We start from the raw sequence: 12,094 nt of genomic DNA on the forward strand, positions 1-12,094 counted from the left end.
CTGCAGATGTTCGAGGTCGGGTTTGAAACGCTGCTGCTGTTGGTGGGGGCGGGCTTTGCCGCTGGTTTTATTGATGCGGTGGCGGGCGGCGGTGGGCTGATCACCGTGCCGATGCTGCTGATCGCCGGCGCCAACCCTGTGACGGCCCTGGCCACCAACAAGATCCAGGGGCTGTTTGGGGCGGCCACCGCGGCAATCACCTATGCCCGCGGCGGTCATGTGGATTTCCGCAGCCAGTGGAAATCCGCCGTCATCGCGTTTTTTGCCTCCATCGGCGGCGCGCTTCTGGTCTCGGTGCTGCCGGTGGAGCTGATCCGCTACGCGCTGCCGGTGCTTTTGATCGGGATTGCGCTGTTCTTTGCCACCAAGAAGGGGCTCGATGACACCGATCGTGCCCGCCGCCTGACGCCCGCGCTGTTTGCCGCCAGCATGGTGCCGCTCTGTGCCGCCTATGACGGGCTTTTGGGGCCGGGAGCGGGCAGTTTCTACATGCTCGCCTTTGTCGGCCTTGCGGGCTATGGCATTCTCAAGGCCACCGCCCATACCAAACTGTTGAATTTCGCCTCCAACGCTGGCGCGCTGGCCGCCTTTGCGGTGGTGGCAACACCCTGGTGGTTCACCGGGCTCGCCATGGGCTGCGCCCAGATCGCAGGCGCTCGGGTGGGCGCCGGGCTGGCGCAGAAACAGGGCGCGCGGGTGATCAAGCCGCTCTTGGTGCTGACCTCACTCACCCTGGCGCTGAAGCTGATCTGGGATTTGCTGTAACCGCTCACGGCATTTTCAGGGAAAAGACGGCAGAAACCCGCCAAAGCGGCCATTTGCGCATGGCCCTTGTGTCGCGAATATGTTTTTGTCAAGGATCATAAGGCACGGGCAAAGACGATGTGCAAAACATCGCAAAGAGCCCTCGGACAATTGAGGACACGAAGTCTTGGAGGCGGGACGCATGGCATTGAAACTCCGTCGCTTGGCAGGCGCGCTTATGCTGGTTGGCATGGCCACAGCCGCAAGCGCACAGCAAGCAACAACAGAAAACCGCGTCGGCGCGCATGTGGATTGGAGCGTTTTTGAGGAAACCTCTCCGCGTGAATGCATCGGCGTCTCCCGCCCGAAGGAAACGGTCAACACCCGCGACGGCCGGGTGGTCGCCGTGCGCCGCAGCGAAATCCGCCTGTTCGTGTTCTACCGCCCGGACAATGGCAACAAGGGTCAGGTGACCTTTACCGGCGGCTATCCCTTCGCGCCCGGCTCCACCGTCAATATGAAAATTGGCGATTCGGAGTTTGAGCTCTTTACCGAAGGCGAATGGGCCTGGCCGGCAACGCCCACCGATGACGCCAAGATCATCACCGCGATGAAACGGGGCACCGATGCGGTGCTGACCGCCCGGTCCTCGCGCGGGACGCAAACCCAGGACAGCTTCTCCCTGCTGGGCTTTACCGCCGCCATCGAGGATGCAGAAAAGCGCTGCGCTGGCTGAACTTGGCCGAAGGTGCGGGATTTTCAACGGCGGGGTCGCAGGGCGCCGCCGTTTTTCTATGCGAGGCTCTGCCTCGCGCTCCGGGATATTTTCGGTTAGAAGAAGGGGGAAGGCGGCGCCTTGAACGGCCCAGCGCATAGCGGGGTTGAGCGAGATTCCTTTTGATCTCGGGGGGAAACCCTATATAGAGCCGCATCCAACCTAGATCCGTTCCCAGCCAGAGAGTTTGTCTCATGACCGCCTCCGCGCCGATTACCCAAGATGTTCTGACGCTGCCCCGCAAACTGCCAGAGGGCGGCAAGATCAACCTTGTCGGCCTGACCCGCGCGCAGATGCACGACGTGCTGATTGAAAACGGCACGCCGCCGAAGCAGGCCAAGATGCGGGTGGGGCAGATCTGGCAGTGGATCTATCAATGGGGTGTGCGCGATTTTGCGTCGATGACCAACCTCGCCAAGGCCTATCGCGCCCAGTTGGAAGAGCTGTTTGAAATCACCATCCCCGAGGTGGTGAGCCGTCAGGTCTCCAGCGACGGCACCCGCAAGTATCTGGTGCGCATCGCCGGTGGCCACGAGGTCGAGGTGGTCTATATCCCCGAAGAGGATCGCGGCACCCTGTGTATTTCCTCGCAGGTGGGCTGCACGCTGACCTGCACCTTCTGCCACACCGGCACGCAAAAGCTGGTGCGCAACCTGACTCCGGCGGAGATCATCGGCCAGGTGATGATGGCGCGCGACGATCTGGAGGAATGGCCCACCCCCGGCGCGCCGAAGGATGAAACCCGCCTGCTCTCGAACATCGTTCTGATGGGCATGGGCGAACCGCTTTATAATTTCGACAACGTGCGGGATGCGATGAAGATCGCCATGGACCCGGAAGGGATCTCCCTGTCGCGCCGCCGCATTACCCTCTCGACCTCTGGCGTGGTGCCGGAAATCGCGCGCACCGCCGAAGAGATCGGCTGCCTGCTGGCGATTTCCTTTCACGCCACCACCGACGAGACCCGCGATGTGCTGGTGCCGATCAACAAGCGCTGGAAAATCGACACGCTTCTGCAAGCGCTGGCCGACTACCCGAAGGTGTCGAATTCCGAACGGATCACCTTTGAATATGTGATGCTGGACGGGGTGAATGACAGCGATGAGGACGCGCACCGCCTGCTGGATTACATCAAGCGCTACAAGATTCCGGCCAAGATCAACCTGATCCCCTTTAACGAATGGCCCGGCGCGCCCTACAAGCGCTCGTCAAACAACCGCATTCACGCCTTTGCCAATATCATCTACCAGGCAGGCTATGCCTCGCCCATCCGCAAGCCCCGCGGCGAAGATATCATGGCGGCCTGCGGCCAGCTGAAATCGGCCACCGAGCGCGCGCGCAAAAGCCGCAAGCAGATCGAAGCCGAGGCCGGCGTCAGCAAGTAGGCAGCGCCAGAACTGACCACCAATGCAGCGTATCCGGTGATAGGACATCATCTACGCGCCGTGGCGTGCGGTGTCGTGCATATATCATTCGGTGCTGTCCTCGAACAACGCGCCCGGTGACACGTGGTGGCTGCGAGGTCTGCCTTCGCGCCATCACATTTTCACATTTCCGCAAAATTCCTGCCCCAACTCGCCGACAGTCTCTGACCTGGAAACAATGATCCGCAAGGGATCACCGACAAACAACGAGGCAGAGACCCATGGGACAGCAGATGACGACGATGGACGAAGGGATTTTGACGCTGCTGCGCGAGGAGCGGCTCAAGGCTCTGAGCGCAAGGGAATGGCAGTTTCGGCTGCGCGGCTACGGCTTTGGCATCCGCGATGAAGCCGGAACGCAGATCCTGACCCGGCTGCCCCGCGGCGAAGCCCTTGGTGCGCTGCCCGCGGATATGGCGTGAGCCGAGTTTAGGAAGCGCAGCTTCGCCCCAACAAACCCCAATATCTGAAAGATATTTCCGCCCGTTCCGCGCGGGTCGGACGCGTCAGCGTCCGAAACACCTCATTTAACATAGGAAAGAACACTCAGCGGTCGCGCCCGGGCAGGTTCTGCCGCGCGGGGGCGGGATTCCAGCTGTCGATCACCTTGATCGCCTCATCGGCGCTTTCGACAAATTTGAACAGCTCAAGATCCTGATCCGAGATGGTGCCCGCATCCGCCAGCGCGTCCCAATTGATGATCTTCTCCCAGAAGGACCGACCAAACAGCAGGAAGGGCACTGGCTCCATCCGGCCGGTCTGGATCAGTGTCAGCGCCTCGAACATCTCGTCCAGGGTGCCAAAACCGCCGGGAAAGACACAGATCGCCTCGGCGCGCATCAGGAAGTGCATCTTGCGGATCGCAAAATAGTGGAAGTTGAAGCAAAGCTCCGGCGTGACATATTCATTCGGGGCCTGCTCATGCGGCAGCACGATATTGAGCCCGACCGAGACGCCTTCGGCCTCCACCGCACCGCGGTTGCCCGCTTCCATCACACCGGGACCGCCGCCGGTCACCACCACGTGACGCCGCCCGCCCGTGGCCTTGGATTTCTCCGTCATCTGGCGATCAAATTCGCGGGCCTCGTCGTAGAAATGGCTCAGATCCGCAAGCGTCTGGGTGCGCGCCTTGTCCTTGTCGGCGGGTGCCGGAATACGCGCGCCGCCAAACATCACCACGGTGCTCTCGACGCCGGCCTCATCCAGCATCAGCTGCGGTTTCAGCAGCTCCAGCTGCAAGCGCACCGGACGCAGCTCCTCGCGACAGAGGAAGCCATCATCCGCAAAGGCAAGCTGATAGACCGGCGATTGGGTCTGTGGTGTTACCGGGATATGCTCCACCCGGCTACGGTCAACGCGCGCGTCGGGAAAACGGCTGTGGCGGTCGTCACTCATATCAATTCTTGCCTGTCTACTGTCTCAAAGGTCAGCTCCCCTCATACATTGCTTCCCAGGACGGAGCCAGCGCTGATCCCGATGCGCCCTTGCCTCTCGTCAGGAAACCCCTAGGCTATGCTGCAACTGCAAACACACGATGGACACACAAGGCGAAACGATGGACTGGAAGCCCCTGATCTCCGGCGCGCATAGCCGGATCTCCCCCTATGTGGTGCAAACCCCTGTGCTGGATGTGCAAAGCTTCGGCCTCGGTTGTCCGGTGGCGCTGAAGCTGGAGCAGATGCAGCACGCGGGCAGTTTCAAGGCCCGTGGCGCCTTCAACACCCTGCTCTCGGAACCCGTGCCCGAGGCCGGAGTGGTGGCCGCATCCGGGGGCAATCACGGGGCCGCCGTGGCCTTCGCCGCCCGTGCCCTGGGCTATCCTGCGAAAATCTTCGTGCCCGAGATCGCCGGCGACACCAAGATCAACCTCATTCGCACCACCGGAGCCGATCTGGAGGTGGTGCACGGCGCCTACGCCAATGCGCTGGAGGCGGCGCAGTCCTGGGAACGCCAGAGCGGCGCCATGCAGATCCATGCCTATGACGCCCCCGCAACCGTGGCCGGACAGGGCACCCTCTTTGCCGAATGGGAACAACAGGGGCTGGAGGCCGACACGGTACTGATCGCGGTTGGCGGCGGCGGGCTGATCAGCGGCGCGCTTGGCTGGTTCCAGGGCCGCCGAAAGGTGGTCGCGGTGGAGCCCGCGACCTCCTGTGCGCTCAAATCCGCCTTGCTGGCGAATGCCCCGGTCGACGTTGAGGTCAGCGGCATCGCCGCCAACGCGCTTGGCGCCAAACGGATCGGCAATATCTGCTTTGAGCTCGCACAAGACCAGCGCACCCCCAGCGTGGTGGTTCCCGATGCCGCCATCGAGGCGGCCCAGCACGCGCTCTGGCGTGACCATCGGCTGTTGGTGGAACCGGCTGGCGCCACCGCGCTGGCCGCCCTGATGTGCGGCGCTTACCTGCCCGAACGCGGCGAGAAGGTCGCGGTGCTGCTCTGTGGTGGCAATATCGCCCCGGACCCGCTCAGCGATCCCGCCACGCAGCTGGAGGCCGCCTTCGCCTGATCACGCCCCTCTTGCGATATCGGCGCCCGCACCCTATCGAACAGGGATGAATGAAACCGCAGCCGATAAGATCTTTCACGCCGTAATGGAGCGGATCGTCACCGGCGATCTGCCGCCCGGCGAAAAGCTGCGCCAGGATTATATCGCTCGCGACTACGACACCTCTCATGTGCCGGTGCGCGAGGCCTTTTTGCGGCTGGAGGCCAAAGGGCTCGCGAAGTCCATTCCGCACAAGGGCATGCGCGTCACATCGCTGGAGCCGACCGAAATCCGTGAGGTGATCGAGATGCGGGTGGCGCTGGAGGTGCTGGCCCTGACCCACGCCCTGCCGCACCATGATGCGGATAGCCTCGCCACGCTGGAGGCTGCGCGCCTGGCCTGTGACGGCGCTGCGGATATCCTCGCCTGGAATCGTGGCAACCAGCAGTTTCATCGCGCCTTGCTGGCGCCCTGCGCCATGCCGCGCCTGCTGGCCACCATCGAGGATCTGCACATCACCGCCGCGCGCCACCTCTTTGCCTATTGGCGCGACCGCTGGGTGCCCCGGCCCGATGCCGATCATGCCGCGCTGCTGGATGCGGTCCGCGCGCAGGACACCACAGGCGCCTGCGATCTGTTGCGACGCCACCTGCGCCGGGTCGCCTGACCCCCACCCGCCGGGCGCGCACCGATCACGCCGTATCGCCGATGCAGGAGGCCGCGTTCGGGGCATGACCTGCCCGGAGTTTGTCGCTATAAGCGCCCGAATCCAACCTGAAACCGGAGCCCAAACATGTCCAACGCGCAGCTTGAAACCGCAATCGAGGCCGCCTGGGAGGCCCGTGACACCATCACCTCCGCCACCACAGGCGAAACCCGCGACGCCATCGAGGACACGCTGAACGCCCTCGACAGCGGCACGCTGCGGGTTGCCGAAAAACAGGAAAACGGCGACTGGCACGTGAACCAATGGGCCAAAAAGGCGGTTCTGCTCGGTTTTCGCATCAAGGACATGGAACAGCACGACGGCGGCCCGCAGGGGGCCGGCTGGTGGGACAAGGTCGACAGCAAGTTCAAAGGCTGGGGCGACAACCAGTGGAAGGCCGCGGGCTTTCGGGCCGTGCCGAACTGCGTCGTGCGCAAATCCGCCTTCATCGCACCCGGCGTGGTCTTGATGCCCTCCTTCGTGAACCTCGGCGCCTATGTGGACGAGGGAACCATGGTTGACACCTGGGCCACCGTCGGCTCCTGCGCCCAGATCGGCAAGGGCGTGCACCTCTCCGGCGGCGTCGGGATCGGCGGCGTTCTTGAACCGATGCAGGCTGGCCCGACCATCATCGAGGACAACTGCTTTATCGGTGCCCGCTCAGAGGTGGTCGAAGGCTGCATCGTGCGCGAAGGCTCGGTTCTGGGCATGGGCGTGTTCATCGGCAAATCGACCAAGATCGTGGATCGTGAAACCGGCGAAGTGATGTATGGCGAAGTGCCGCCCTATTCCGTGGTTGTGGCAGGCTCCATGCCCTCAAAGAATGGCATCAACCTCTACTGCGCCGTGATCGTGAAACGGGTGGACGCCCAAACGCGCTCCAAAACCGGCATCAACGAACTGCTGCGCGATTGATACGCTCCGGCAGCGCGCCCCTGACGGGGCGCGCCTTGGGGCGCTGCCCGCGATCTGCTATCCCGCAAACACTGCTCTAGGGATCATTTCACAGATCCCGCGAATGGGCCGCTCTCATAGGCTCAGGCCCCCGCCCATTGGGATTTCGCGCGCTGCGGGGCAAATTGGTTTGACCTCCCCCGTCCCAGCCGTCTAAGGCAGGCGCATGACACAGAAGAAACCCTCTCGTCAGCAGGTCTATACGCTGCTGGTTCAAATCGGTCGCAAAGACGGCGACGGCCTGCCCGACGGTGCGACCGGCGCGGCGCTGATGATCTATGCCTCCGGCGTGGACGAGGCCGAAGCGGTGCGCGAAACCGTGGCGATCCTGAAACAGGCGGACACCGCGCCGCTGGATGTCACCGGCTATGGCACCCTGGCCGAGCGCGAGGACGAAGGCCATGAGATCGGCGAAGAGGAACGCAGCCTGATGCAGCGTGCCCTGGACGAAAACGCGGTGATCGTGGCCCAGATGACGCCTTTCTTCGGCGATGAGCTGAGCGCCTCAGACGACGACAGCGGCGTCCTGCACTAACATCAGTAGCGGCTGCCGAACCACTTGCGATACAGGGTTTCATAGCTGCCGTCTTCGCGCATCTCCAGCAGGATGCGGTTGACCGGCTCCACCAGCTTTGACCCCTGCGGCAGGATGATTCCGTAATTCTCCGTCAGGAAGGTCCGCCCCATCACCTGGCCGATCCCGGCCCCGGTTGTCTTGACATAGTGGTTCAGAACCGGCGCATCAAAAACCACGATCCGGGTCCGGCCGGTTTCAAAATCGGTCAGCATCGTGCCCAGATCGGGAAAGGCGGCATATTCGATCTCGCGCCGGTCCAGGAAACCGGCGGCGGTAGAGCCCTGAATGGTGCCCACGTCCTTGCCGTATAGATCATTGATCGAGTTCACCGAGCCGTTGATCGCCTCCACCGTCATCGCTGCGGTGATCTTGGCAACAAAGATCGACACCACGAACAGCGAGGACAGCACCAGCGTCACCCCAAAGACCCGCCCCATGATGCTGCGCGGCACCCGCTCCTCGAACCCGCCGTTCACCACCAGATTGAGCGCCCACCAAAAGGACGGAAACCAGGCTTCGCGCAGGGGGCGGTCAAAATAGGGCTGGGCCCGGCGTTCAAAAACCCACATCAACATGCCGCCGCCCAGCAGCAGCACAAAGGCGATACCGATCGCCACAAGCAGATCCCAGGACAGCAGCGCCGCCAGCAGGCTCGGCTCCGAGACATCTTCGGCCCGCAGCATGATCTGCAAACCGCTCTCAAAAATCGGCTGGCTGAAATCCATCGCCGCCTCGCGCTCTGCGGTGATCGAGATATTGGCCGCCGCCATATCCGCCGTGCCCGCTTCCACATGCTCCAGCATCTGGGCAAAGCTCTCGACCCGGTTGATGCGCATGTCCCAGCCAAGCCGCTTGGCCACCTCCCGCATCAGGTCGATGCTGAAGCCGGTGTCATAGCCGCCCACCGACATCGAAAACGGCGGGCGGGTCACAGTGTCGACGACAATCTGCTGCTCCGCGCGCAGCGGCAGGGCGGAGAGGCTCACGAGGAGGAAAAACAGGCTGAGGCAAAAGGAACGCAGGGTCATTTCCGAGGTCTCATTGGCGGTAATTCGCTCTGCCTTAGAGGGGAAACCCCTTGTTTATCAAGTCCCAACACGCTCAGGCCAGACGTTGACCCGCAAGAACGATGGCATCATGGGCGCGCAGCACAGGATAGCAGGGCTCTGCGTGTTCCGGCAGGTCATTGCGGTCGATCCCGGCGGCGATGCTCGCTGCCAGCGCAGATCGGTCCCGCCGAAGCCGTCCGAGGAACAGGCTCGCCACGCCGAGACCCGCCGCCAGCGGCACCTCGTGGCCGGGCAGGATCACCTGACCATAGCGGATCAGCGGCCCGCCCGGGTGGTCGCGCTCGGCAACCCGGCTGCCGGTCAGCATCGCCGTCGGAGCCAGCACCGCCTCGCGGCCGAACTGGTATTCCACCTCGGATCCGGTCAGCGCGATTCGCTGATAGGGCGCGAGAATCAGATCCTGCGTCAGGCCCAGATAGGGCGCCCGCAACCGCACCGGCGCAAAGCTGCCCCGCGCCGGCAGCTCGCGTCGCAACACATGCAGCACCGGCACCAGGGCACCGCTGGCACAGCGCAGCAGATCCCCCCGCCGCAGCGCCGAGAGCGGGCGTGGCCCCTGATCCGTCAGCATTGGCGTATCCAGCGCCAGCCCCGGCGCCGGCCCCACCGGCTCGCAGCGCGCCGAGAGGGCGAGATATTCCACACTTGTGGCGATAAAGCTCTGCGGCGCCTGGGTCAGAAGCGCCTGAAGATCGACCAGCCGCCAGGGGCGCGGGGCTGTGATTTCGGTGATGCAGGCGCGATCCCCGTCCAGCCGTTCCACCGCCAGGCGCCCCTGAAACGCCGGCGCATCCCAACTCAGGGTCAGCCGCAGTTTATCGGCCCGCCCGGCCGCTGGCAGGGTGACCGCCAGCCGTTGCACATCCCCGCCATATTGCGCCAGCTCCAGCTCGATGCCACCCTCGGGCGTTGCGGTCAGGACAAAGCGGATCGGCCAATCGCCGGACTGGTCAAAGCGGATCAGGGTTTCCGGCTGGCCCGCATCCGGCAAACGCGCCTCCAGCACCAGGGAGCCCCGCGCCAGCAGTGCATTTTCTTCGCGCAGCAACAGGCAGCTGTGCTCGCCCTCCGGCGTCAGCCCGGCAGGATCGAAATACCGACCATCGCAATCCCACAGCCCCAGCCAGCTCATCGCCGCGCCCTGCTGTGTTGCCTCTTGCCTGCCATCCTGCACCTCGCCGCGCGTCGTCATGTCTGGCCCCGGGCGGCACGTTGATCGGCCTTTTGTGCCCGGGGCGTCCCTCAGTTTCAGTCCCGAAGTTCCCGGTCGGGGAGCTGCGCGGCGCAAGACGTTGAAACATCTGCCATATCCCACCGGGAGCCTATGGCTCGACAGGAAATGAAATCTGGTTTTGCTAGTCCTGCTCGTCGCATATGCGGGCGATCTTGGCGCCGCCCCGGTCCCATGCTTCGGTCTGTTATAGGGGCATGTTAGCACGGCGCGTGGCCCCTGTCAGGACCACAATCACCGCCGCTCCCCTCGCCCCGGTATTTCCGCCACAGCACGGCTGCCAATTGCACCCACCCCGCAAACCGCGCTAGGTCAGGGCAGAGCAATACAGGAGCCCGCCGATGACCGCCACCGATCCCGTCCAGCTGACCGCCGATCTGATCCGCTGCCCCTCGGTCACGCCCGAGGAGGGCGGCGCGCTGGTTCTGCTGGAGGGGCTGCTGAGCGCGGCGGGCTTTCACTGCACGCGGGTGGATCGCGGCGGGGTGAGCAACCTCTTTGCGCGCTGGGGCGACAAGGGCCATGCCCGCAGCTTTGGCTTTAACGGCCATACCGACGTGGTGCCCATCGGCGATGCCACCGCCTGGACGCATGATCCCTTCGGCGCTGAGGTGGTGGATGGGGTGATGTATGGTCGCGGCGCCACCGATATGAAATCCGGCGTCGCCGCCTTTGTCGCCGCCGCCATTGATTTCACCCGCAACACGCCGCCGGATGGCGCGATCGTCCTGACCATCACCGGCGACGAGGAAGGCCCCGCCGAGGACGGCACCACCGCGCTGCTGGACTATATGGAGCGCGAAGGCGAGGCCATGTCTGTCTGCCTGGTGGGCGAGCCCACCTGCCCCAACCATATGGGCGAGATGATCAAGATCGGGCGGCGCGGCTCCATGACCGCCTGGTTCACGGTGACCGGCGTGCAGGGGCATTCCGCCTATCCGCATCGCGCCAATAACCCGCTCAACGGCATGGCGCGGCTGATGGACCGGCTTGCCAGCCACCAGCTGGACGAGGGCTCCGAGCATTTCGACGCCTCGACGCTGGCGATTGTCACCATCGACACCGGCAACCCGGCGACCAATGTGATCCCGGCGCAGGCGCGGGCAGCGGTCAATATCCGATTCAACGATCTGCACTCCGGCGCGGCGCTCAGCGACTGGCTCCGGGGCGAGGCAGATAAGGTCGCGCAGGAGTTCGGCCTCAGGATCGACACGCAGGTGAAAATCTCCGGCGAGAGCTTCATCACCCCGCCCGGGGCGCTCTCGGCGCTGGTGGCGCAGGCGGTGCAGGTCGAAACCAACCAGCAGCCCGAGCTTTCGACCACCGGCGGCACCTCGGATGCGCGCTTTGTGAAATCCCATTGCCCGGTGGTCGAGTTCGGCCTGGTCGGCAAGACCATGCATCAGGTCGATGAATGCGTCGAGGTGGCGCAGATCCACCAGCTGAAATCCATCTATACCCGCATCCTCACGGATTATTTCGCATGAGCGCGCTGCGGATTGACGTCACCGATGATCTCGACAGCTGCCTGAAGCTGCGCTTTGAGGTTTTTGTCGAGGAACAGGGCGTGCCGGTGGAAGAGGAGCGCGACGCGCTGGATGACACCGCGACTCATCTGATCGCCACGCAGGACGGCGTGCCGATGGGCACCGCGCGTGTGGTGTTTCAAGGTGACACCGCCAAGATCGGCCGCGTCTGTGTGCTGAAATCCACCCGCGGAACGGGCCTGGGCGCCAAGCTGATCGAGGCCTGCGTCGCCGAGGCCGCGCGGCATGAGGGCGTCACCAGGGCCAAGCTCGGCGCGCAGACCCATGCGCTGGGGTTTTACGAAAAACTCGGCTTCACCGCCTATGGCCCGATCTATCTCGATGCCGGGATCGAGCACCGCGATATGGCCAAATCGCTGGGCTAAGCCGTTGCGCTATCAGGAGCTTACGCCAGATCTATGCGCGCGCTGCCCTCGCAACGCCCATAAAAAGTGGCAATACCCCTGCCCCATTGTTTCGTGCGCGAAACATTAGGTCAGCACAGCTGACCTAATGCCACGCCCCACGACCGGCGCGCTCCCGCGCGTCTGCTTTGCATCACAGATACAAATCATTCCCTTGGGCCCAGCAGCGCACCT

General features: G+C 63.8%; 13 protein-coding genes. 10 read left to right on the forward strand and 3 right to left on the reverse strand.

Annotated features, from left to right (window positions below; all coding sequences use genetic code 11):
* Window positions 1–6: 6 nt before the first annotated feature.
* The 4 genes from HCZ87_RS05470 (at window position 7) to HCZ87_RS05485 (ending at window position 3,365) form a co-directional block, all read left to right on the forward strand.
* Complete coding sequence (locus HCZ87_RS05470) at window positions 7–765, forward strand: TSUP family transporter (protein ID WP_167642759.1); 759 nt, start codon at window positions 7–9, stop codon at window positions 763–765.
* A 181-nt stretch (window positions 766–946) separates the two neighbouring features.
* On the forward strand, window positions 947–1,480 hold the full coding sequence (locus HCZ87_RS05475) for an invasion associated locus B family protein (RefSeq protein WP_167642760.1): 534 nt from the start codon (window positions 947–949) through the stop codon (window positions 1,478–1,480).
* 233 nt (window positions 1,481–1,713) lie between these two features.
* A complete protein-coding gene (gene rlmN, locus HCZ87_RS05480) occupies window positions 1,714–2,904 on the forward strand; it encodes a 23S rRNA (adenine(2503)-C(2))-methyltransferase RlmN (RefSeq protein ID WP_167642761.1) in 1,191 nt (396 codons plus the stop codon).
* A gap of 260 nt (window positions 2,905–3,164) precedes the next feature.
* Entirely contained in the window at window positions 3,165–3,365 is a 201-nt protein-coding gene (locus HCZ87_RS05485; RefSeq protein ID WP_167642762.1) for a hypothetical protein, read from the forward strand.
* 124 nt (window positions 3,366–3,489) lie between these two features.
* Here the strand turns inward: HCZ87_RS05485 and HCZ87_RS05490 are convergent, their stop codons facing one another.
* Entirely contained in the window at window positions 3,490–4,338 is an 849-nt protein-coding gene (locus tag HCZ87_RS05490; protein ID WP_167642763.1) for a TIGR00730 family Rossman fold protein, read from the reverse strand.
* A 160-nt stretch (window positions 4,339–4,498) separates the two neighbouring features.
* Between HCZ87_RS05490 and HCZ87_RS05495 the strand changes: the two genes are divergently transcribed.
* The 4 genes from HCZ87_RS05495 to HCZ87_RS05510 all read left to right on the forward strand — a co-directional run bounded on the left by HCZ87_RS05495 (window position 4,499) and on the right by HCZ87_RS05510 (window position 7,626).
* Window positions 4,499–5,452: a threonine/serine dehydratase gene (locus tag HCZ87_RS05495; RefSeq protein ID WP_167642764.1), complete on the forward strand. Its 954-nt coding sequence runs from the start codon at window positions 4,499–4,501 to the stop codon at window positions 5,450–5,452.
* A 46-nt stretch (window positions 5,453–5,498) separates the two neighbouring features.
* The gene (locus tag HCZ87_RS05500; RefSeq protein ID WP_167642765.1) at window positions 5,499–6,098 is read left to right on the forward strand and encodes a GntR family transcriptional regulator; all 600 of its coding nucleotides are present in this window, start codon (window positions 5,499–5,501) and stop codon (window positions 6,096–6,098) included.
* Between the two features lie 126 nt (window positions 6,099–6,224).
* Window positions 6,225–7,052, forward strand: a complete 828-nt coding sequence (gene dapD, locus HCZ87_RS05505; protein ID WP_167642766.1) for a 2,3,4,5-tetrahydropyridine-2,6-dicarboxylate N-succinyltransferase — start codon at window positions 6,225–6,227, stop codon at window positions 7,050–7,052.
* 205 nt (window positions 7,053–7,257) lie between these two features.
* The gene (locus tag HCZ87_RS05510) at window positions 7,258–7,626 is read left to right on the forward strand and encodes a hypothetical protein (RefSeq protein ID WP_167642767.1); all 369 of its coding nucleotides are present in this window, start codon (window positions 7,258–7,260) and stop codon (window positions 7,624–7,626) included.
* Between the two features lie 2 nt (window positions 7,627–7,628).
* Here HCZ87_RS05510 and HCZ87_RS05515 read toward each other — a convergent pair whose 3' ends face one another.
* Together HCZ87_RS05515 and HCZ87_RS05520 are read right to left on the reverse strand one after the other, a co-directional pair.
* On the reverse strand, window positions 7,629–8,696 hold the full coding sequence (locus HCZ87_RS05515) for a transporter substrate-binding domain-containing protein (RefSeq protein WP_167642768.1): 1,068 nt from the start codon (window positions 8,694–8,696) through the stop codon (window positions 7,629–7,631).
* A 73-nt stretch (window positions 8,697–8,769) separates the two neighbouring features.
* Entirely contained in the window at window positions 8,770–9,930 is a 1,161-nt protein-coding gene (locus HCZ87_RS05520) for a Hint domain-containing protein (protein WP_254868530.1), read from the reverse strand.
* A 380-nt stretch (window positions 9,931–10,310) separates the two neighbouring features.
* On the opposite strand from HCZ87_RS05520, the gene dapE reads away from it, so the two are divergent.
* Both dapE and HCZ87_RS05530 read left to right on the forward strand, forming a co-directional pair.
* A complete protein-coding gene (gene dapE, locus HCZ87_RS05525) occupies window positions 10,311–11,456 on the forward strand; it encodes a succinyl-diaminopimelate desuccinylase (RefSeq protein ID WP_167642769.1) in 1,146 nt (381 codons plus the stop codon).
* Window positions 11,453–11,881, forward strand: coding sequence for a GNAT family N-acetyltransferase (locus HCZ87_RS05530; RefSeq protein WP_167642770.1), 429 nt, complete (start codon window positions 11,453–11,455; stop codon window positions 11,879–11,881). The genes dapE and HCZ87_RS05530 overlap by 4 nt, the downstream gene beginning before the upstream one ends.
* Window positions 11,882–12,094 lie beyond the last annotated feature (213 nt).

Source organism: Phaeobacter sp. HF9A, assembly GCF_011806385.1.
Classification (GTDB): Bacteria; Pseudomonadota; Alphaproteobacteria; order Rhodobacterales; family Rhodobacteraceae; genus Epibacterium.